Genomic DNA, 21,728 nt, shown 5'->3' on the forward strand with positions numbered 1-21,728 from the left:
AAGGAAATTACCACGGAACACACCATAACAGTCAACGGTGTTTTAGAACACTTCAGGAGGCTTCCCACTATGCAGATCGACCTGCAGCGTCAAACCGGCCTGTCCTATGTCCAACAAATCAAATCAGCCATCGCCGAGCGCATCCGCTCCGGCTTATTAGCAGAGGGCAGCACCCTGCCGTCCGTCCGCAAACTCTCCAAACAGCTCTCCGTCAGCCTGATGACGGTCGTCCAAGCGTACGACGAGCTCGAAAAAAGCGGCTTGATCGAACGCATCCAAGGCAAAGGCACCTTTGTAAAAACCCAACTCGGCCAGCTATCAGAAAATCCGGCAGACGACTCCCCCACCCGACCCAAGAAACAAACCACCAACTCTTCCCCTCAGCTCAAAAACGACACTAGCTACCAATGGCAGCTCGCCGTCACGGACTACCTGCCCCGCGCCCAAGTCTGGAACTTTGACCCGCAAGGCCCGTTCCCCGGCGGCATCAACCTGTCGACAGCGATCATCGACCCGGACCTGCTGCCCCATGCCGAGCTCAACAAGGAGCTGGAAAAAGCGCTTCGTGAGTCGCCCCATCTCTTGACGCGCTACGGCCCGATCGAAGGAGATCACGAGCTCCGCGAAGAGATGGCCAGCTACCACCGGGAGCGCGGCATGAACGTCACCGCTGAAGACGTGCTGATCACCAGCGGCGCCCAGCAAGGCATCGACCTCGTCGCACGCTGTTTCGTGGGCCGTGGCGACGTCGTCATCGTCGAAGCCCCGACCTATCCGTCGGCACTCGATGTCTTTCGCGGACGCGGTGCTACGATCATCCCCGTTCCGGTCGACGGGGATGGGATGCGGCTCGACATCCTGACCGCCTTGTGTGACGCGCATCCGCCGAAGCTCATCTACACCGTCCCGACCTATCACAACCCGACCGGCACGGTGATGAGCCTGCGCCGTCGCCAACAGTTGCTGGAGATCGCGGAGAGCTACCACTGCCTGATCATCGAGGACAACCCGTGGGGGGACCTGACGTTTGAAAATTCGCCTCCGCCCCCGTCCCTGATGCAGCTCGAAGCGGACGGCCATGTCATCCACCTGAGCGGTTTCAGCAAAACGATCGGCCCTGGCTGCCGCATCGCCTGCCTGCTCGCCAAAGGCACCGTCCTCAAACGGCTCGTCGGCGCGAAATCGACGGTGGACTTAGGTTCGCCCCTGCTGACCCAGCGAGCCGTCTTGGCCTACCTTCGCTCCAAGCACGCCAAGACGTTCCAGAAGAAACTCTCGCAAGCCCTGCTCCCGAAGCTTGATGCCGTGCTCGCCACGCTGCAGGAATACGCTCCGCCGGGCGTGCGCTGGACGGTGCCGCTTGGCGGGGTCAACATCTGGATCACCTTGCCCGAACAGCTCCGTGCCGAAGAACTCCTCGCGGCGTCACGCACCCAAGGCATCACCTTCCTGCTCGGGTCGGCCTGCTATCCGGGCGAGCCGGAGTTTAACCACCTGCGCATCTCTTTTGCCAACGCAAAAAAAGAGGAGCTGCATCGCGCCGTGCGTACACTGTGCGAGACGATCTCCTCTTTGCTGCAACAGCCCCGCGGCAACCGGGGGCAGGAACCTGTACTGTAACCCTCGGCTGGGGATTATGCCTTCTTCCGTGCCAGCAGCAGATAGCAGAGCACTGCGCCCACTTCGGCCACCGCGATGATCACGCCCATCGGAATCGCCGTCTCGCTGCCGCCGATGCCGACCAGCGGCGCGACCAGCCCGCCGATGATAAACGTCAGCACCCCAAGCATTGCAGAAGCGGTCCCGGCCGCATTGCCTTGATCTTGCATCGCCAGTGAAAAACTGGTCGTGTTCACGATCCCGACGCTTGAGACCACAAAGAACAACGGCACCAGCACCGCCCACAGCGCAGCCTGCAGCAGCAAAGCGATCAGCAAAACCATTCCGCCCAACAACGCCAGCGCCAGTCCGGTGATCAGCAGCCTCGAATCGCTCACCCGTCCGGACAAGCGTCCGGTCACCTGCCCGGCAATGATGATCCCGATTCCGTTCATCGCAAAGATCAAGCTAAACGTCTGCGGCGTCACCCCGTAAATATCCTGCAGGACAAAAGGCGACCCGGAAATGTACGCAAACATCGCAGCGGTCACCAGCCCCGACGCCAGCGCATACCCCATAAACACGCGGTTCTTCGCCAACTCGCGGAACGTTTTCATCGTGCTCTGAAACCCGCCCGTCACGCGGCGATCCGGCGACAGCGTCTCCGGCATCCCGAACATCACCAGCGCCAGCATCACCACGCCGATCAGTCCGAGCACGATAAACACGCCTTCCCAGGACGTGAACCGCATCATCTGCCCGCCAAAGATCGGAGCCAGAATCGGCGCCGCCCCGTTGATCAGCATCAAGAGCGAGAAGAACTTGGTCAGCTCCGTCCCCGAATACATATCGCGCACTATCGCCCGGGAAATGACGATCCCGGCCGCTCCGGCCACGCCCTGAATGAAGCGCAAGATCACCAGCGCCCAGACCGAAGGTGCCAGCGCGAAGGCGATCGACGATACTGCATAGACCAAGAGCCCGATCAACAGCGGCATGCGCCGCCCCCGCACGTCGCTGACCGGTCCTGCGACCAACTGTCCCAGCGCCAGCCCGAGCAGGCACGCCGTCAAGCTGAGCTGCACCATCGACGCGCTCGTATTCAGATCATCGGCCAATGCCGGCAGCGCAGGCAAATACATATCGAGCGACAACGGCCCAAACGCCGACAGCGAGCCCAAGATCACCGCCATCCAATACCTGCGCGTTCGCGCAGGCGTTGCCACCGTATCCGTACTGTTCATCCCCAACAACTCCATCTCCAAAATTACTTGTCGCAACAACTATTCGCTATGATCCACATAAATCCCTTTCTAGCTATTCTACACGATCGACTCCAAAAAAAGAGTTCTCAACCCGCTCGGGTTAAGAACTCTTTTCCGCCTGCTCACGTACAGCCAACATACATCCAACCTACAGCCACTTCATGTAATGATAATGCGTGTGTCCGGCCGGGAAGTCTTCAATCTTGCCAAACACCTCGTAGCCGTGCTTTTTATAGAAGTCCGGAGCTTGGAAAGAGATCGTGTCGAGTTCAATCAGACGCGCGCCTTTCTCCCTCGCCTTTTCTTCCATCTCTTGCAAGAGACGGCTGCCGTGCCCTTGCCCGCGCAGCTTTTCGTGGAGCCAGAGGAGCTCAATTTTTAAGCGCCTCCAGTACATCATGCCGACGAGTCCGCCGACGATCTCGCCCGACTCGTCGCGCAACACCAGCGAGAAATTTTCTTGCGGAGCCTGCGCGTCTTCCGGCGCTGCATGTTGCTGATTGTAGGCGACCAGATTACGCGCGATCTCGCGGGCTGCCTCTTGATTCCACTCTGCGTCCATGACAAAAGCCATCACTCGCTCACTCCCCGTGCATGTTTTTGGCGATGCCTTGCAGTTGGTCGGCCAGCTTGGAAAGCGCGGCTGCGGAAGAGACGATCTCCGCCATCGAGGCGATCTGCTCTTCGGTCGCCGCCGACACGTTTTGCGCGGCCGAAGCCGAAGTTGCGGAGATCTCCCAGATCTGGCGGATCGCGCTGACCACGCGCTCCACGTCGTCCATCATCTCCTGCGAGGAATGGGAGACTTCCTGCACGCCGCCTGCCACTTCAACAACGGAGCGGCGGATTTCATCAAACGACTGCCCAGCGCGGTTGACGACTTCGATGCCGTCTGCCACTTCTTTGGCGCCCGCTTCCATCATCGTGATCGCGCTGCCCGTCTCCGCCTGAATCGCTTCGATCAGCGCAGAAATCTTGCTCGCCGACTGACCGGACTGCTCGGCCAATTTACGCACTTCATCGGCCACCACCGCAAACCCGCGCCCATGCTCACCAGCCCGCGCCGCCTCGATCGCAGCGTTTAACGCCAGCAGGTTGGTCTGTGCCGAGATGCCGGTGATCACTTCGACGATCTGCCCGATCTCCTGCGAGCGGTCACCGAGGCGCTGCACCCCTTCGGTCAGTTCACTCATCCGCGAGTTGATCGAGTTCATCTGGCGCACGACCGTCTGAATCGCCACGTCCCCGGTGCTGGCCAGCTCTTCGGTGCGGTCGGCGTTGCTGGCGACCTTTTGCACCTGCTCCGTGATCATCGTGATGTTGCCGGAGATCTCCTGAATCGCTTCCGAACTCTCTTCGATCGAATGCACCTGGCGCTCCGCCCCGTGCGACAACTCATTGATGGTGCTGGCGATATGCTCGGTCACGAGGTTGGTCTGTTCCGCTCCGGCGGTCAGTTGCTCTGCCGAAGTGGCCACCTGCATCGCGCTTTCGCCGAGATGCGCGACCAGTTCTTCCAAACGGCCATTGGCCTGCGACAACACCTGTTCGTGCTGCACCAGCTCTTTGCTGCTGCGCTCCCCGAGCCGGGTCTGGGCGATCATTACGCCCGATACGATCAGGAACATCAGGTTCAGCACACCAAAGTTGGTCGTGTTGATCGCTTCAAAAACAGCATGTCCGGAAAAATAGAACCAGTTCGTCATGATCACCCCAAGCACCATGGCCAGCACCAGCGGCCGGAAGTTGTGGTACAAGGAAACCAGAGCCAAACTGAAGTAGACGACCAGATAGTTTGACATCTGACCGGTAGAGTTTACGAGCAAGAAAGATAGAATATACAAAAAAATCGGGATGAGGTACATGATCTTATCGACGAACAGGCGCTTCCAGACCAACAGGGTCAAAATGACGCCAATCAAACCGCCCAGGCCGGTCACCAACTTGATCGTGTCCGGATTGACACCGATCGCAATGATCGCGACCGCTGTAAACACCAAGACAGCCCACAGCAATTTGCAAAGCAGCACATTGCGCTTGTGCAGATATTCTAATTTTTTCTCATGCATGCTTCTTTTCCCCTTCGAACGTAAATTAATCATAATTTAGTGAAATATAAATTGACCGCTTGTGTCATGTTCAATTGTAGCTCTATTATAAGCTGAAGTGATTGTTCCGACAATCTTTTTTCCCAAGAAAAAGCACCGCCTCAGTTGCAGGCGGTGCTTGGGGTCAGCCATTTTGTTGCGATTGGCCGGACTGGTTGTTTTTCTTATGGTTGGGCGTGAGGTCAGGCTTCAACGCCTGCACCATGTTATCCCAGATCGTCGTGTCCTCATCGCCTGGCACCGACATGTCATACGGGACGTTGACGTCTTGTCCCATCATCACATCTTCGGTCGGAAATTGGTTCTTGCCGTTCTTTTGCTCTTCCATTTTGTGTAACCTCCTTAGTGGGCAATTCCTTCTATAGAATCGCCCAAGGGAAGCAAGTTTGATTCACACGCCCACTTTTCGGTATAATCACTTGTGGAGAGATACCCCCTTGATGGGAATGGAGGAACATTATGAAAAGAAAGAGCACCTTATCGCTGATCCTGATGCTGGTGATGGCGTTGGTTATCGTCGGCTGCGGAGGCGGCACTTCTGAGCCGAAGCAAGAGGACAATGGCCAAAACGCGGCCCCCGCAACATCGCTCAGCGTGGGCTTGATCCCTGCTGAGACCAAGATTTCGCCGGAGACGCTGGAGAAATTCCGCGCGTACTTAGAAAAAGAGACCGGCCTGAAAGTGACGATGAACAACTATCCTGACTACAACGGCGTCGTCGAAGCACTGAACTTTAACAAGCTTGACGTGGCCTACCTCGGTCCGCTGACCTATGTCATCGCCCACGAAAAAGGCGGTGCCCAGGCGATCGTTGCCAAAACGGCAAAAGGCGTGCCGTTCTACTATTCCTACATCCTGGTACATAAAGACTCGAAATACAACACGCTCGAAGACCTGATCGCCGACAAGCAAAACGTTGATTTTGCATTTGGCGACCCGAACTCGACGTCCGGCTCGCTGATCCCGGGCATGGAACTGAAAGCGCGCGGCGTCTACCGCGGCAAGCAGGACTCCGATTTCAAAAGCATCACCTTCACCATGGCGCATGACGTGACGGCGCTGTCGATTCAAAACAAAAAAGTCACGGCCGGCGCCATCGACTCCGCTTATTATGACAAACTGGTCGAAAAAGGCACGGTCGACGGCACGCAGTTTAAAAAGATCTGGCAGTCGGAGAAACTATTCCAGTACCCGTTTGTCGTCAAGAAAAACATGGATGCAGCGACGATCGAAAAGCTGCAGACCGCGTTCCTGAACCTGAAAGACCAAGAAATCCTCGACGCCTTCGCAGCGGACGGCTTCGTGAAAGCGACGCACCAAGATTACGAAGCGATCGAAAAAGCGGCTAAGGCGGACGGTCGTCTCCAATAATCGGGTCGCAACAAATCGGACGGTGATCTCAGATGTCCTACTTTTGGCGGAAAAGAGTGCGGCGAATGTTTTATTTCGCCGTGCTCTTCTCGCTTCTCGTGTGGAGCATGTTAGCCACGGGCGTCGACTTCAGGCAGTTGCTGGGGCTTGGCAGCACGTGGAGCTTTATCGCCGGACAGTGGTTCCCGCCGCAGTGGGATGTCTTGCAGGAAGCGCTGAAACAATCGGTGCTGACCTTGCAGATCGCCTTTGTCGGGACGACGTTCGGCTTGCTGTTTGCGCTGCCGTTCTCTTTTGTGGCGGCGCGCAACACACCGCTGCCCAAAGCGGTGCATGGGATGGTGCGCACGTTCCTCAGCTTTCTGCGCTCCGTGCCGGAGATCGTCTGGGGCCTGATCTTGGTGCCAACGATCGGTCTAGGACCGTTTGGCGGGGTGCTGGCAATCATGCTGCACAACATCGGGGTGCTTGGCAAACTGGTCGCCGAAATGATCGAAGCGTCCGACAAGGAGCCGCAGCAGGCGATCATCGCCACCGGCGGCAATCGGCTGCACGTCCTCGGGCTTGCAATTCTGCCGGATATTATCCCGCACATCTTTTCACAATACTTTTATCGGATGGAAGTGGCGACCCGCACCTCGCTTGTGCTGGGCTTTATCGGCGCAGGCGGGCTTGGCAACATGCTGTTTATCGATTTTAAAGTGTTTGCCTATCAGGCGGTGGCTGTGGAAGTCTTTGTGATCATGCTGCTCGTCATTTTGATTGATGCAATTGGCGGCTTTGTCCGCAAACGAATGCTGTAAGTTTAGGGTAGGAGAAAGGAGCAGACCCTCCATGACCGCGAAACGTTATTTTACGGTGCAGGAAGCGAATGCGCTGGTGCCGGAACTGGAGTCCCTGCTGCGCGAACTGCAAGGGATGAAGCGCGAGATTCAGCGCCGCCACCAGCAGCTTCAAGAGGCCAAGCTCCAATTTGCCGGCACGGTGTCGGTGAGCAGTGATGCTTTCTTCGCAGAAGAAGCTGAGCTGGAATTCCTCATCTTCAGCGCCAACTCGCTGTTGGGACAGATTCATGGCACCGGTGTGGAGATCAAAGACATCGACACCGGGCTCTGCGACTTCTATGCGCTGCGTGAAGGCGTTGAAGTCCTCTTATGCTGGCGGATGGGCGAGCCGGAGATTCGCTATTGGCACGGACTCTATGATGGCTTTATGGGCAGACGAATGATCGATTTCTAAATACGCCAAACAGCCGGATTCCCCTCGGGGAGCCCGGCTGTTTTTTATCCGCGTGCGGCTCTGATCTTAAGCTTTGTGATGCGTCCGACCGGCACTTTCAACTGGGAGATGCGCAGCCCTTCGTGCTTCAGCTCTTCGACGAGCAGATGGCGAAAATACACATAGTCCACTTCCAGCGTATCCCGCTGCCCGTCCAGCAGGTCCTGCAGCCCGCAGCGCAGTGCATCGTCGAGGAACAGTTCCAGCTTGAGCTCTTTGATCTTCGTCTTCCCGCTTCCCTCTGCCACGAAACACCCTCCTTTTTTCACATACCTACTCGTTTGCCTAACAAAAAAGACCGCCAGGTTCGGCAGTCCGTAGGAATCAAATAAGGAAAAATTAAAAGGTGCGCTTGCTTTCAAGAAGCAGGGTGACCGGGCCGTCATTGACCAGTTCGACGTCCATCATCGCGCCAAACACGCCCGTTTCCACCTGTACGCCAAGTTGGCGTGCCTTGTCATTAAACGCTTCATATAATTCATTGGCAAAATCGGGCTTGGCCGCATCCATAAAGTTGGGACGGCGGCCTTTGCGACAGTCTCCGTACAGGGTGAACTGCGAAACGGAGAGCAGCGCTCCGCCGATGTCGAGCAGAGACAGGTTCATCTTGCCGGCTTCGTCTTCGAACACGCGCAGGTTGACCACTTTATCAACCAGGTAGTCGACGTCTGCCATCGTGTCGTCGTGGGTGACGCCAACGAGCAGGACGAAGCCGCGTCCGATCTCCCCTGTCACTTGACCTTCGACGGTGACTTTGCCGCGGGAGACCCGCTGTACTACGATTCTCATCAGATTACGCTCCCTGTTCTGCCTATTGCATGATCCGGCGCACCGTGTAGATGTCTTTGATCCGCTTGATGCGCTCGACGACCGAATGCAGGTGGTCGACGTTGCGGATGTTGATCGTCAGCGAGATCGTCGCCATCTTGCGCTTGTCAGCGCGTCCGGAGACCGCAGTGATGTCCGTCTTCGATTCGGCGACGGCCATCATCACTTCGTTGATCAGGCCGCGGCGGTCGAGCGCCGTGATCTCGATCTCCACGCTGTAGGAGACGGTCGGTGCGCTTTCCCATTCCACTTCGATCAAGCGGTTGTCTTCATTTTCCTCCACTGCATGCAAATTCGGACAGTTTGTGCGGTGCACGGAGACTCCGCGCCCTTTGGTGACAAACCCCTGAATTTCATCGCCCGGCACCGGGTTGCAGCAGCGGGAGAAGCGGATCAGCATGTTGTCGATGCCTTTGACCTGCACGCCAAGGTTGCTTTTCTTTTTCTTCTTGGGCTCTTGCTTCACATCCGGGATCATCTCGATCTCCGCCGGCGGCGTTTCGCGCTTGATCTTCTCGACGATGCGGGTGATCACCTGATGCGCCGAGAAACCGCCGTAGCCGACCGCAGCCAGCATGTCGTCGACCTTGGTGAAGTTAAACTTATTCGCCACTTCTTCGAGGTTCTTGTCGGTCAGCCATTCGAGGTTGATGTTATGTTTCTTCGCCTCTTTTTCGACGCTGTCACGTCCCTTGGAGACGTTCTCCTCGCGCTTCTCCTTCTTGAACCACTGGCGGATCTTCGACTTGGCCTGGGAGGACTTGACGACCTTGATCCAGTCGAAGCTCGGGCCGTAGGAGTGCTTGCTGGTCAGGACTTCGACGATGTCGCCCGTCTTCAGCTTGTAATCGAGCGGCACGATCTTGCCGTTGATCTTCGCGCCGATCGTGCGGTTGCCGATGTCGGTGTGAATGCGGTAGGCAAAGTCGATCGGCACCGAGCCTGCAGGCAGCTGAATGACGTCGCCCTTCGGTGTGAAGACAAACACTTCATCGGCAAACAGGTCGAACTTCAGCGTCTCCATGAACTCTTGGGCGTCTTTAAAATCCTGCTGCCATTCCAGGATCTCGCGGAACCAGGCCAGCTTTTGCTGGAACGACGCGTCTTTCGCTTGGGCGATGTTGCCTTGCCCGCCCGCTTCCTTGTCTTTCTCCTTAGAAGCCGGACCTTGCGTGCCCGCCTGCTCCTTGTACAGCCAGTGTGCCGCGATGCCGTATTCGGCGGTGCGGTGCATCTCCCACGTGCGGATCTGGATCTCCAGCGGTTCGCCGCGCGGGCCGATGACGGTGGTGTGCAAGGACTGGTACATGTTGGCTTTAGGCATGGCGATAAAGTCTTTGAAACGGCCCGGCATCGGCTTCCACATCGTGTGGACGATGCCTAAGATCGCATAGCAGTCTTTGATCGAATCCACGATGATGCGGACGGCAAGCAGGTCATAGATCTCGTTGAATTGTTTGTTAAAGTTGACCATCTTGCGGTAAATCGAATACAGGTGCTTGGCGCGCCCGGAGATCTCCGCCTTCAGTTCCAGCTCGTTAAATTTTTCTTTGAGTCCGTCGATGACTTCCTGCACGTATTCTTCGCGCTCTTTGCGCTTTTTCGCCATCAGGTTGACGATGCGATAATACTGTTGCGGGTTCATGTAGCGCAGTGCGATGTCTTCGAGCTCCCACTTCATCGTCGAGATCCCGAGACGGTGCGCGAGCGGCGCGTAGATCTCCAAAGTCTCGTTCGCCGTCTTGACTTGCTTTTCAACCGGCTGGTGCTTCAGCGTGCGCATGTTGTGCAAGCGGTCGGCCAGTTTGATCAAGATGACGCGGATGTCCTTGGCCATCGCCATGAACATCTTGCGGAGGTTCTCCGCCTGCGCCTCTTCTTTGGAGTTGAACTTGATTCGTTCCAGCTTGGTGACGCCGTCGACCAGCGTCGCCACTTCCGGGCCGAATTGCCCGACAAGTGTTTCTTCGGTGACGTGCGTGTCCTCCACCACGTCGTGCAGCAAAGCTGCAGAGAGGGTCACCGCATCCAGTTCGAGATCGGCTAAGATCTCGGCAACAGCAACCGGATGCATGATGTACGGCTCGCCCGAGGAACGGGTCTGGCCCCGGTGAGCTTCTTCGGACATATCAAAGGCGCGGCGAACCATCGCCACATCCGCTTCGGATAGATATTTGCCGATCTTTTCGATCAAGCGCCCGATGCCCACCAGATCAACCACCCCCGTTGCTGCTTTGTCCGAATTAGTACTGGACGAGTGAGAAGACGTCATACCCGTTCAGCTTCTCCCGTCCGTTGAGATACGACAACTCAACCAGGAAGCAGACGCCAACCACTTGGGCGCCTAGGCTTTCCACCAGTTGAATGGTCGCTCCGATCGTCCCTCCTGTCGCGAGAAGGTCGTCGGCGATGATCACACGCTGACCCGGCTGCACCGCGTCTTTGTGAATTTCCAGCGAGTCTTTGCCGTACTCCAGCGAGTAGTCGACGGAGATGGTCTCATGCGGCAGTTTGCCCGGCTTGCGGATCGGCACGAAGCCTTTGGAAAGCGCATACGCCATCGGCGCTGCCAGCACGAAGCCGCGGGACTCCGGACCTGCGATGATGTCAGCGTTGCGCTCAGCTGCGAATTGCGAAAACTGGTCGATCGCGGCGCGGAACGCTTCGCCGTCGTTGAGCAGGGTGGTGATATCTTTAAAACGAATCCCCGGGGACGGGAAGTCGGAAATCACGCGGATTTTATCTTTGAAGTTCATCTGGTTAGTCCTCCTACGCTCGCACGGCCATATGCTCGGCGAGCCATTGTCTCATAGTGTCGGAAGAAGCGGAAAGCAGCAGATCGCCAACATGTTTCAGCGCCTGCACACGCTTCTCTTGCTCCTGATAGTGCTGCGATTCTGTCAAGGCGCGCTTCGGAGCGTCCATTATCACATAATACGTGTCATCTTGGTGATTCGCAAACCCTAATTCGGTAAAAACTTTCAGAATGTGTGTCAGACTCACCGGATTCAAGGGGCCTTGCATGACCGACAAGAGCTGCTCGACCGTCCCCTGCCCCTGTTGACGCAGCACGCGAAAGACGTATGCAAACGCCTCGCGCTCCGGCAGCCCGTCGAACATCGCCTGCCGCAGCCAGTTCTGATCGCTGTCCCCTTGGATGAAATGAATCCGCTGGGTGGGGATCAGCGCTTGCAGTGAATTGACAAACGTTTCGATGTGCGCAGGCAGATCGTAGTAGACGACATTTTCGGTCGGCTCGTCTTCGCCTGCGACGTGACGCCATTCGCCTGAGAGTTCCACATGGTAGAGGCGGTATTTGCCCTCATTCCAAGGATACCCAAACAGGCGTTTTTCGATCTCTTCCACGTTGTTTTTTTGGAAGCAAAGCACCGTCAATTCTTCTTTGCGCACTTCCAGCCAGGCGAACTTGTCACGGCAGCCGCGCGAGTCGAACGACTGCAGCGGGCTTGGTCTCCAATCGCCAAGCACCATCTGCAGGCTCTGCCGTCCGCGCCACTCGTTGACGGCGAGCTCGCCGGCCAGATCGATCGACGCCAAGGCGTCCAACAGATGCTGCTCTTCGCTTCGGCGAAAGGCGATGCAGTCGAGCTGACGTCCGTTTTGCCGCACCCGCAGCTGCAGATGCGCGGCGTCTTTGCCGACCACCCGCGTGCTTTCCAGCGCCAGCCCCCGCACGGCAAAGCGCGGCGACGGATTGCCAAAGCCAAACGGCGCCAAAGCCTGGATCTGCTCGACGAGGCGCAAGTCGACGTCGCGGAGGTCAACCTCCATGTCGATGTCGAGCGCGGGCGTCATGTCCGCTTCGGTCAGCACTTCCGCGGCGATCTCGTTGAGGCGTGCGCGCAGTTCATCGAGTCGGTCCTCTTGCAGGGACAAGCCCGCTGCCATCTTGTGCCCGCCGTAGTGGTCGAGCAGATCGGCGCAGCGGGTCAGCGCCGCATAGAGGTCAAAGCCTGCGATGCTCCGGGCCGAGGCCTTGCACTTCTCATCGCTGATCGAAAAGACGAGCGTCGGGCGGTGGTAGCGCTCGACGATGCGCGAGGCGACGATGCCGATCACGCCTTCGTTCCAGCCGCGGCTGGCGACGACAAGCACGCGCCCGTCCAGCCAGTGCCGGTTGGCTTCGATCAGCTCCGCCGCTTCCTCAAAGATCGTCTCACAGAGCGCCTGGCGCTCCTGGTTGCGATCCTCCAGAAACTGCGCCAGTTCGCCCGCCTTAACCGGGTCCTCCGTGGTCAAAAGTTCCACCGCGTAGGTCGCCGAATCGAGCCGTCCGCTGGCATTGATGCGCGGGCCAAAGGAAAAGCCGATGTGCCCGGCGGTGATCTTCTTCTCCGTCAGCCCCGCCGCTTCGATCAGCGCCTTGATGCCCATGCGCGGCGACTCGTTCATCTTCTCCAAGCCAAACAAGGTGATCAGGCGGTTCTCGTCCTGCAGCGGGGCCAAGTCGGCCACCGTGCCCAAGGCCGCCAGATCCAAAAATTCATCGGGCAGCCGCCCGTATAACGCCTGCACCAGCTTGAGCACAACGCCAACACCGGCCAGCATCGAGTCCGGATAGGTGCAACCCGGCTGCTTCGGGTTCAAGATCGCATAAGCGTCCGGCAGCACTTCAGGCGGCGTATGGTGGTCGGTGACGATCAGGTCCAGTCCAAGCGAGTTGGCCAGCGCCACCTGCTCGACCGCCGAGATCCCGTTGTCGACGGTGATCACCAGTCCATAGCCTTTTTCCTTCGCCTGCTCGATCGCCGGACCGTTCAGGCCGTACCCTTCCGAAAAGCGGTCGGGGATATAATAATCGACTTGGGCGCCCAACTCCCGCAAGGCGAGATACAAGATCGATGTGGCGGTCGCGCCGTCCGCATCGTAGTCGCCGTAGACCATCACCTGTTCCTGCGCGTCGATCGCCCGGCGAATCCGCTCCACCGTCTTGTCCATATCTTTCATCAAAAAAGGATCGTAAAAGCCGCTGAGACCTGGGTACAAAAAACGCTGTGCTGTCTCTGTCGACCGAATGCCGCGGCGCCACAGAAGTTTCGCCAGAATCGGTGGCACGCCCAGCGCTTCCGCCAACTTCTGCACATCTGTATCTGCCGCCTCCGACACGACCCAGCGTTTCGTCTGTTGCATCATTAAAAATCCTCTCTATATGACGATATACATAATTTTTATTATAGCAAGAAAGCCGCCGGGTTCTCCACCCTGCGGCTTTCTTTTTCGGAATAAAACTATGCTTTTTTCAGTTCGCGGCTCTTCCAGGCCACCCAGAGCTGGGAAGCGATAAAGATGGAGGAGTACGCGCCGGTCACCAGACCGATCAGCAGCGCCAGCGAGAAATGCTTGATCGCAGCGCCGCCGAGCAGATACAGCATGCCCGCCGAGAACACCACGGTGAGGACGGTGTTGATCGAGCGTGCCATCGTCTGCCAGATCGAGTCGTTGACGAGATTCTCAAGATCGGATACGGTCTTGACCTTGTAGTGCTTGAGGTTCTCGCGGATCCGGTCGAAAATGACGATCGTATCGTGGATCGAGTAGCCGACGATCGTCAGGATCGCCGCGATAAACGTGATGTCGATCTCGAAGCGGAACAAAGCAAAGATCGAGACAACGACGAGGACAACCTGCAGGACAGAAATGACGCCGGCGATCGCAAAGCGGTATTCAAAGCGAACCGCCATGTACAGGATGATCCCAAGCGATGCGTACAAGATCGCGTAAATCGCTTTTTCAGCCAGTTCGCGCGCCACAACCGGGTCGATCGAGGAGATCTGCGGGGCGGCGTTCTTGTAGTTCTTGTTCAGGTACTCGTTGATCTGGTTCTCTTCTTCCGGCGTGATCTTCTTGGCGATCCGCACGACCGCGCCGTAGTTCTCAATCTCTTGCACAGCCGAAACTTCAATCGTCTTGAGATTAGCTTCGAACTTCTCGGTAATTTCCTTTTCCGTGAACGCTTGTCCAACGTTAAACTGCACGCGGGAGCCGGCTTCGAAGTCGGTGCCGAGGTTCAGGCCCATCAGGAGCATGATCAGGATGCCGGCGATCGAGATCAGAATGGAGAAGCCGAAGTACCATTTGCGGTTCTTTACGATATCAAATTTCACTTCGCAGCCCCTCCCTTCGCTTCTCTCGACGCGCCGTACCACCATTTGTTTTTAATGATGTTGGAGCGGACGAGCAGTTGCATCAGCAGGCGGGAGATCAGCACGGCGGTGATGAACGTCGCCAGAACGGAGATGATGTGCGCCACTGCAAAGCTCTTGATCTGGCCGGTGCCGAACCAGTACATCAGGATACCGGCGATGATCGAGGTGATGTTGGCGTCGATGATCGTCGGCATCGAGCGCTTCTGACCCATGATGACGGCAGACAGCGTCGATTTGCCATTGCGGAATTCGTCTTTCATCCGCTCGGTGGCGATGATGTTTACGTCGACCGCCATACCGATACCAAGCACAAGCGCCGCCAGACCCGGCAGGGTCAGCGTGATGCCCATGAAGTTGACAGTCGCAAACAGCAAGTATGCGTACATGACCAGCGCGATCATCGCGATCAGGCCCGGAAGACGGTACCAGACCACCATGAACACAAAGATCAGGATAAACGCGATGCCGCCGGCCATCATCGTCATGTCGAGCGAGCCTTCGCCCAGAGACGGAGATACGCCGAAGGAGGAGATCTCTTTCAGCGGGAACGGCAGGGAGCCTGCGTTGAGCAGGTTCGCCAGCTCAGTCGCTTCTTTTACGTCCTCTTGGCCGTTGATGACCGCCTTGCCATCATAGATGACGACTTGAATGGTCGGTGCGGTGATGATCTTGCCGTCCAGCTCGATCGCAACCGGCTGGCCGAGATAGTCTTCCGTGATTTTCTTGAACTTGTCCGGATCTTTAAACTCGACCGCCACCTGCGGAGCGCCGGTGTTCTGGTCGGAAACATACTTCGCATTCGGCTTCAGGTCTTTACCTGTTGCCAGCACCGTGGTGCCATCGGGAGCCAGGAAGCGGAGCTGTGCGGTCTGCACGAGCAGTTTCTTCGCTTCACTCTGATCAAACACGCCCGCGAGTTGCACGCGGATGCGGTTCGCCCCTTCTTTTTGGATGTTCGGCTCGGAGACGCCTTCTTTGTCGATCCGGCGCTCGATCGCTTTGATCGTCGAGATGACGCCTTCATCCGTTACTTTTTCCCCTTCGGGTGAATCTTGCACTTCATACAGAACGTCAAAGCCGCCTTGCAGATCGAGTCCGAGCGTTATGCCTTTCCAGATTCCCTGATAAGTCGGAACCGCGAGGGCAAAAAACAGGACCACGATCAAAAGGAAGCCAACGAAACGACTCCACTTGATCATGACAATCCTCCTAAATAGTCGTTGAATTAGCTCATCTTAGTATATCTCCTAAGCTATTAATAGGTCAATGAAGAAAGGATCCCAGCAAAAAGGGGCCTACAGAATGTCGGCCCCGTTAATGTTTAATCGAAAGCGGGCATCCAGCATTTTCGCGGCCCGTTGGCACATCAGCATGCGCTCCATAAATATTTCAAAATACTCCATCACCGATGAAATCGTATTGTCGATCTCGATCTTAAGCGTCACTTCGCGCGGCTCCGCGCTCACATGGAGGAACGAAGACGTTGCGGCGTAGTTGACCCGGTCGTGAATATCGAACTGCGACACGTCGCGCCGTCTGACCCGCGTGCGGTGCACGTCCGACTTGTCGGCGAGGATCAGCGCCGCCGCGATCGTGTTGACCGCTTCGCCGTACTGCTCCTCATGGTTGCCGACCGCACCGACGATACAGGCGACTTCATCATACGGCATCCCGATGCCTTCTAAGATATGAAAACACATGATCGCGCCGGCCTTGCCATGGTCATGACGCCCGGTGATGTTCCCGATGTCGTGAATGTATCCGGCGATCGCCGCCAGTTCCCGTTCACGCTCCGAGTAGCCGAGCAACTCCATCACGTTCTCCGCGATGTTGGAAACCAACGTTACATGGCGGAAACCATGTTCGGTAAAGCCCATCGCTTTTAAAAATTTGTCGGCCGACACGATATACTGCTGAATCTGCGGCAACTGCTTGATCTCAGCCAGCGTGATTCGCTTGTTCGTTTTGGTTGGCGTTTCCTGCATCCGTTCTGAGCCCTCCCATCGTGCTGTCAGTGTCCCGACTATTGTGCGCGGTGGGAGGATTTTCTATGCTATTCGCCTTTCAAGGTGCGGACCATCAGCCAGTTCATGAAAGCGTGCGCCTTCAGCGACAAGACATCGTTGACAAGCTGGTGCAAGGGAGGAAGGCCGCGCTTGTATTTGCCGGACACACACTCCCATACGTCCTCGCCGGTCACCTGTTCGTAGCCGTGCAGATTCAGCTCTTCCGCCTTGCTGATGCAAAGCTTGCGCACAACCTCATTTAATTCCGCTTCATCCATGGCAGGCGCTGTGTGCTCTTCATTCATCTTTGCGCCCTCCTCCCACTTATTCTGTAAATTTAACTGCTTGCACCATTTCGTGAAAGGGTCCCCTAAATCCTCTTTTTGGACTACTCCCTGCATGTCCGGCATAGAAGTGAAGAAGAAGACAACCTGTACGGAGAAGGAGAGGGACCTTTTGAGCAAACAATCCTTTTTAAAAGGAGCAGTCATCCTCGTCGCAGCCAGTCTCGTGACCCGCGTCCTCGGTTTTGTCTACAAGATCTTCCTCTCCAGGCTGATCGGCGCCGAGGGCATTGGTTTGTTTTATACGGTTTTTCCGATCTTGATGTTCTTGATCACCTTGACTACAGCCGGTCTGCCGATCGCGATTTCCAAGCTGGTCGCCGAAGCGCTGGTCGACGAAGACACGCGGCGGGTCAAGCGGATCGTCACCGTCTCGATGAAGGCGGTGATCACGCTGTCGGTCATCTTTACCGCGCTGATGCTGGTCCTGGCGCCGTGGATCACCGCCAACGTCCTGACCGACCCCCGCGCCTATTATACCTTGCTCGCCATGGCGCCGATCATCGTGATCATCGCCATCTCTTCGATCCTGCGCGGCTACTTCCAAGGGCTGCAAAACATGACGCCCAACGCCGTCGCCTCGATTTTCGAACAGGTCGCCCGCATCGGCGCGGTGCTGGTCTTTGCCACCTATCTGCTGCCGTACGGCCTTGAATATGCAGCAGCAGGCGCGATGATCGGCATGGTGATCGGGGAGCTGGTCGGCCTGCTCTATCTGGTCTATACGTACTACTCGCGCTATTCCTTGCGCAAAATGCCTCAGGTCGCTCCCAACAAGCCGCCGGAGCCGTTTCGCAAAATGCTGTCCTCGGTGCTGGAGATCGCCATGCCGGTCACCTTGTCGCGCATCGTCGGTTCCATCGCCTACACGTTGGAGCCGATTCTCGTCACCCGCTGCCTGGTGATGACCGGGCTGTCGGCTGCGGTGGCGACCACACTGTACGGGCAGTACTCGGGGATGGCGATTTCGCTGTTGGTGCTGCCGACCGTCTTCACCTACTCGCTGCAGACCACTTTGGTTCCATCGATTTCGGAAGCGGTGGCGGCCGGTGATCAACTGGTCGTGCAGCGCCGCCTGTACCAAGCGTTTCGCTTGACCGCGCTGATCGGCTTCCCAACTTCGGCGATCCTCACCTTGTATGCGACCGAACTGTCCCATGCGATTTTTAATGACAAAGCGGTGGGCCCGATCCTCGCGATCATGGCGCCGGTCGGCTTCCTGCTCTATTTGCAAGGGCCGCTCTCCGGGATTTTGCAAGGGTTGAACCGGGCCGGTGTGGCGATGCGCAACTCGATCATCGGCTCGATCCTGAAGCTTGGGATCATCTACTACCTCGTCTCCAATCCCGCGTACGGCATCGCAGGCGTTGCCTGGTCGGTCGTCATCTCGGTCACCGTCGTGACCATCCTGCACTTCCTGTCGGTGACGCGCTTGCTCGGCTTCTACGTCAATCTCGTCGAGACGGTGAAAATTCTCATCGCCACATCGCTGCTCAGCGTCTGGCTGCTCGAGTTCCGCAACTTCTCGCAGCTGAACGACGTCTGGCTGATCACCTACGGCACGATCTCCGGATTCGCCTTGTATTTCTTCGTGCTGAACATGATGGGCGTGGTGACGTTGCACACCGTCTCCAGACTGCCGAAAGTAGGCAAGCCGCTGGCCGGCATCTTGCGGCTCGTTCCCTTTTTGCGCTAACGAAAAACCGTCTCAGCAGCTGAGACGGTTTTTGTCATTTGTCATCATAGGTGTCCACATAGATCTGGCCCTGGTTGTCGATCGAGCAGTAAAACACTTTTTTAAACTCACGGAGCCCGGCTTTTTGCAGCTCGTTTTTCAGCCAAAAGCGGGTCTTCCCGATCTTCTCCAAGTTCTCATCCATCACATATCCGTCCACGATCAGCGGCAAGGGCAGCCCGGTGCGCGGCACGGCAAGCCCGATGTCCTCGGCAGTCAGCGGCCGCTTCTCCGCTTTCGGGAACACGCTGAGCTTGCCAGTCGTCTCCAGAATGGCAAATTCCACATCGGAGACGGACGCCACATTTTTATCGCGCAGTTGCGTCATCAGGTCGCTGAGCGAATAGCGGGTGCGGCGCATCTCGTCATCGCGGATCTTGCCGTTGGCGATGAGCAGTGTCGGCCGCCCGTCGACGAGATTGCGCAGCGAGATCGATTTTAAAGTCAGCCACGACATGCCGATCTGCAGCAACACCAGCGTGCCGATGATCAGCATCCCTTCACCGATCGTGATCTCATGGTCCATCAGCGCCGTCGCCGACACTTCGGCGATCATGATCGAAATGACCAAGTCAAAGATCGAGAGTTTGCCGATCTCCCGCTTCCCCATCAGGCGCATCGAGGCGAGGGTTACAAAGTAGAACAAGGTGATGCGCAAGAGAAGCCCCCAGAAATGTTCCACCCCTGTTCCCTCCTTTCGTACACATCGTTCACACATCCTGTCTTTGCTAGTATGAACAAAAGCATCCCCTCCATACCCGGAGGGGATGCTTTTTATGCTTTCGCCTGCTGCTCCAGCCAGCCGGAGGAGAGGCGCAAAAACATTTCGGCGATCTGCGAGACCAACTGCTGCCCTTCTGACACGTCATCGGGGAAGACGATCACATCAGCCCGCGAAACGACGCGCACCAGCACGTTGTCGCCGACTTTGAATTTGTGGCAGGCGACCGCTTTTTGCAGCCGTTCCTGAATCCGCAACACTTCTTCGCGGTTCACACGCGGCACCAGCAGCAAAAATTCATCGCCGCCATAGCGCGCCGCGATCTCACCGTGGCGCACGTTTTCTTTGATCAGCACGGCGATTTCGCGCAGGACCATGTTGCCAACTTCGAAGCCAAACGTGCGGTTGATGTTGGTGAACTCGGCGATGTTGATAAAAATCAGCGCGAACGACGTTCCGCTATCCTTGCTCTGCGCCATAAACTCCTCGACCATTTTGATCCGCAGGTAGTGGTAGGTGTAGAGGCCGGTCAGCTTGTCGACAAACAGATGGGTGTCAAAATCGGGCGTGTAGACGGCGACTTTGTCCCGGCCGCGCTGTTTGGCGCCCCAGTACATCGCCTGATCCGCTTTTTCCAGCAGTTCTTTTTCATTCTGGTCGTGGTCGGGGTAACTGGCCACGCCGACGGAGACGGTCACGCCTTGCACGGTGTAGCCTTGGTACTGAAACTTGTGAAAATGCAGCTCGCGGCGAATGCCTTCGACGACGCCTTTCGCTTCGTACAGCGAGGCGTCGAGCAGCAGCGCGAACTCTTCCCCGCCGTAGCGGGCCACAACTCCCTGCTTGCCGACCGCCTTCTGGAGCACTTGCGCCACTTGGCGCAGCACTTCATCGCCGACGACGTGGCCGTACGTATCGTTGTATTTTTTGAAATGGTCGATGTCGAGGATGGCGATCGACATCGGCCGAACTTCCGCCTTGGCCTGCTCGAAACGGCGGGACAGTTCCTGATAGAAAAAGCGGTAATTGTAGAGCCCCGTGCCCGGGTCGCGCACGCTCGCTTCCTGCAGTTCGCGGTAAAGCGAGGCGTTTTCGATCAGCACCCCGACTTGGGCGGCGAGCACGGTGATCAGTTCGATCTGTTCCTCCGTATAAGCATAGGAGCGTGCCCCGTAGCAGGTGAGCACGCCCACCACCTTGTCACGCGCTTTCAGCGGCACGACGAGGAAAGACTTGAATTCTTCATGCTTCTCGGTGATCCGCTTGTCTTTCATCGTGTCCGGCACCGATTCGACCTGCTTGCTCTTCACGGCGAGCGAGGTGATGCTGCTTTCCGACAGGCAGAAGCCCGCTTGGGGCATCAGTTCCGGATGGTGTTGACCGTCGATCCAGACCGGCATCACCCGTTCGTTTTCCACCACCCACAGGACGGCCGACACCGACGGGGTTAATTTGCGCACCGATTCGGTGATCGTGCGCGATATATTTTGCAGATCAAATTCGCTCTGCAGGCGGTTCACCACTTCGTGCGCCTTGTTCGTCAATTTGATCTTGCGGTACAGCTTCAAGACCTGTCCGAACAGCACCAGCGGGATCATCATCAACAACAGCGACGGCGCATCCCCGTCAAAGGCCAGGATAAACACGGCAAACGGGATGCAGATCAGAAAGTTCATCGAATCGGAAACAAAAATTTTCAGGAAATCGCGCGGCGATACTTCGTCGCGGCGCAGGATAAATAAAGTGTGTACCAAGAGGTGGTTCATCACCATGTACATCAGTGTCACCGGCAGCAAAATCAGATAATCCATCGTTTCGGCCGAACCGGTTAGCCGGGCCGCCTCACCGCCAAGCCATACGAAGACCCCATAGGCGGCAAACGTGCTGATTGCGTGCTGGGCGCCGTTGAACAAATGAAGCAGCGTCCCCCGGTGGTTGCGCTTGATCAAAGGGGCTGCGACGACTGCGATGGTGACGAGCGGCGCGGCAACATGCGGGCCAAACAGCATCATCACCGCCAGTGTCACGCCGTATGTCAGCGACCCGTAGCCGCTCCCGAGCGGAATCTGCACCGACTCGACAAGCAGATAGAGCAGGAGCAACAAGATCAACTGTGGACGGAGAAACGAGTCGTAGTGGTCAAAGGCTGCTGTCAGGAACAAAAATGCGGCAAAAGCGAGCACTGCATACTGATACAGTTTTACCGCCGTCAATCTCACATTCAACCACCCCTCCATCACCCGATACAAAAACTGTAGGTAAGATAGTTCCACTAAAAGTTCGAAGATTCCTTCTCATTGATCTAA

General features: G+C 56.9%; 20 protein-coding genes. 5 read left to right on the forward strand and 15 right to left on the reverse strand.

Annotated features, from left to right (window positions below; genetic code table 11):
- The first annotated feature begins 69 nt into the window (after positions 1 to 69).
- A complete protein-coding gene (gene pdxR / locus CBW65_RS23755; protein ID WP_087459027.1) occupies positions 70 to 1,620 on the forward strand; it encodes a MocR-like pyridoxine biosynthesis transcription factor PdxR in 1,551 nt (516 codons plus the stop codon).
- 14 nt (positions 1,621 to 1,634) lie between these two features.
- Here pdxR and CBW65_RS23760 read toward each other — a convergent pair whose 3' ends face one another.
- The 4 genes from CBW65_RS23760 to CBW65_RS23775 form a co-directional block, all read right to left on the reverse strand.
- Complete coding sequence (locus CBW65_RS23760; protein ID WP_087459028.1) at positions 1,635 to 2,843, reverse strand: Bcr/CflA family multidrug efflux MFS transporter; 1,209 nt, start codon at positions 2,841 to 2,843, stop codon at positions 1,635 to 1,637.
- Between the two features lie 169 nt (positions 2,844 to 3,012).
- Complete coding sequence (locus CBW65_RS23765; RefSeq protein ID WP_232463403.1) at positions 3,013 to 3,438, reverse strand: GNAT family N-acetyltransferase; 426 nt, start codon at positions 3,436 to 3,438, stop codon at positions 3,013 to 3,015.
- Positions 3,439 to 3,445: 7 nt separating this feature from the next.
- Positions 3,446 to 4,933 carry a methyl-accepting chemotaxis protein gene (locus CBW65_RS23770; protein WP_157722159.1) on the reverse strand — a complete coding sequence of 496 codons (1,488 nt, stop codon included), beginning with the start codon at positions 4,931 to 4,933 and terminating at the stop codon, positions 3,446 to 3,448.
- A gap of 163 nt (positions 4,934 to 5,096) precedes the next feature.
- Complete coding sequence (locus CBW65_RS23775) at positions 5,097 to 5,300, reverse strand: hypothetical protein (RefSeq protein WP_087459030.1); 204 nt, start codon at positions 5,298 to 5,300, stop codon at positions 5,097 to 5,099.
- 131 nt (positions 5,301 to 5,431) lie between these two features.
- Here CBW65_RS23775 and phnD point away from each other — a divergent pair, with 131 nt between their 5' ends.
- Genes phnD through CBW65_RS23790 form a run of 3 tightly spaced genes read left to right on the forward strand, consistent with a single transcriptional unit; the run spans position 5,432 to position 7,582 of the window.
- Positions 5,432 to 6,343 carry a phosphate/phosphite/phosphonate ABC transporter substrate-binding protein gene (gene phnD / locus CBW65_RS23780; RefSeq protein ID WP_087459031.1) on the forward strand — a complete coding sequence of 304 codons (912 nt, stop codon included), beginning with the start codon at positions 5,432 to 5,434 and terminating at the stop codon, positions 6,341 to 6,343.
- A 32-nt stretch (positions 6,344 to 6,375) separates the two neighbouring features.
- Positions 6,376 to 7,146: a phosphonate ABC transporter, permease protein PhnE gene (gene phnE, locus CBW65_RS23785; protein ID WP_087459032.1), complete on the forward strand. Its 771-nt coding sequence runs from the start codon at positions 6,376 to 6,378 to the stop codon at positions 7,144 to 7,146.
- Positions 7,147 to 7,177: 31 nt separating this feature from the next.
- The gene (locus tag CBW65_RS23790; RefSeq protein ID WP_157722160.1) at positions 7,178 to 7,582 is read left to right on the forward strand and encodes a DUF2203 domain-containing protein; all 405 of its coding nucleotides are present in this window, start codon (positions 7,178 to 7,180) and stop codon (positions 7,580 to 7,582) included.
- Between the two features lie 44 nt (positions 7,583 to 7,626).
- Here CBW65_RS23790 and CBW65_RS23795 read toward each other — a convergent pair whose 3' ends face one another.
- The 9 genes from CBW65_RS23795 to CBW65_RS23835 form a co-directional block, all read right to left on the reverse strand.
- Positions 7,627 to 7,869, reverse strand: a complete 243-nt coding sequence (locus CBW65_RS23795; protein WP_087459034.1) for a hypothetical protein — start codon at positions 7,867 to 7,869, stop codon at positions 7,627 to 7,629.
- 91 nt (positions 7,870 to 7,960) lie between these two features.
- Positions 7,961 to 8,410: a D-aminoacyl-tRNA deacylase gene (gene dtd / locus CBW65_RS23800; RefSeq protein WP_087459035.1), complete on the reverse strand. Its 450-nt coding sequence runs from the start codon at positions 8,408 to 8,410 to the stop codon at positions 7,961 to 7,963.
- 22 nt (positions 8,411 to 8,432) lie between these two features.
- Entirely contained in the window at positions 8,433 to 10,598 is a 2,166-nt protein-coding gene (locus tag CBW65_RS23805; RefSeq protein ID WP_232463573.1) for a RelA/SpoT family protein, read from the reverse strand.
- A gap of 94 nt (positions 10,599 to 10,692) precedes the next feature.
- A complete protein-coding gene (locus CBW65_RS23810; RefSeq protein ID WP_087459037.1) occupies positions 10,693 to 11,205 on the reverse strand; it encodes an adenine phosphoribosyltransferase in 513 nt (170 codons plus the stop codon).
- Positions 11,206 to 11,218: 13 nt separating this feature from the next.
- Complete coding sequence (recJ, locus tag CBW65_RS23815) at positions 11,219 to 13,603, reverse strand: single-stranded-DNA-specific exonuclease RecJ (protein WP_087459038.1); 2,385 nt, start codon at positions 13,601 to 13,603, stop codon at positions 11,219 to 11,221.
- Positions 13,604 to 13,698: 95 nt separating this feature from the next.
- Positions 13,699 to 14,574, reverse strand: coding sequence for a protein translocase subunit SecF (secF, locus tag CBW65_RS23820; protein ID WP_232463407.1), 876 nt, complete (start codon positions 14,572 to 14,574; stop codon positions 13,699 to 13,701).
- A complete protein-coding gene (secD, locus tag CBW65_RS23825) occupies positions 14,571 to 15,815 on the reverse strand; it encodes a protein translocase subunit SecD (RefSeq protein WP_087459040.1) in 1,245 nt (414 codons plus the stop codon). Before secD ends, secF begins: the two co-directional genes overlap by 4 nt.
- A 96-nt stretch (positions 15,816 to 15,911) precedes the next feature.
- Positions 15,912 to 16,601 carry an HD domain-containing protein gene (locus CBW65_RS23830; protein ID WP_087459041.1) on the reverse strand — a complete coding sequence of 230 codons (690 nt, stop codon included), beginning with the start codon at positions 16,599 to 16,601 and terminating at the stop codon, positions 15,912 to 15,914.
- A gap of 68 nt (positions 16,602 to 16,669) precedes the next feature.
- Positions 16,670 to 16,927, reverse strand: coding sequence for a post-transcriptional regulator (locus CBW65_RS23835; protein ID WP_232463408.1), 258 nt, complete (start codon positions 16,925 to 16,927; stop codon positions 16,670 to 16,672).
- Between the two features lie 151 nt (positions 16,928 to 17,078).
- Between CBW65_RS23835 and spoVB the strand changes: the two genes are divergently transcribed.
- Complete coding sequence (gene spoVB, locus CBW65_RS23840; RefSeq protein ID WP_157722161.1) at positions 17,079 to 18,662, forward strand: stage V sporulation protein B; 1,584 nt, start codon at positions 17,079 to 17,081, stop codon at positions 18,660 to 18,662.
- Between the two features lie 34 nt (positions 18,663 to 18,696).
- Here the strand turns inward: spoVB and CBW65_RS23845 are convergent, their stop codons facing one another.
- Both CBW65_RS23845 and CBW65_RS23850 read right to left on the reverse strand, forming a co-directional pair.
- Positions 18,697 to 19,383 (reverse strand): DUF421 domain-containing protein, encoded by a 687-nt coding sequence (locus CBW65_RS23845; protein ID WP_232463409.1) that lies wholly within the window; start codon positions 19,381 to 19,383, stop codon positions 18,697 to 18,699.
- A gap of 92 nt (positions 19,384 to 19,475) precedes the next feature.
- The gene (locus CBW65_RS23850) at positions 19,476 to 21,641 is read right to left on the reverse strand and encodes a sensor domain-containing diguanylate cyclase (protein WP_198299713.1); all 2,166 of its coding nucleotides are present in this window, start codon (positions 21,639 to 21,641) and stop codon (positions 19,476 to 19,478) included.
- Positions 21,642 to 21,728: the final 87 nt, after the last annotated feature.

Origin of the sequence: Tumebacillus avium (assembly GCF_002162355.1) — a bacterium.
In the GTDB taxonomy this organism is placed as follows: domain Bacteria; phylum Bacillota; class Bacilli; order Tumebacillales; family Tumebacillaceae; genus Tumebacillus_A; species Tumebacillus_A avium.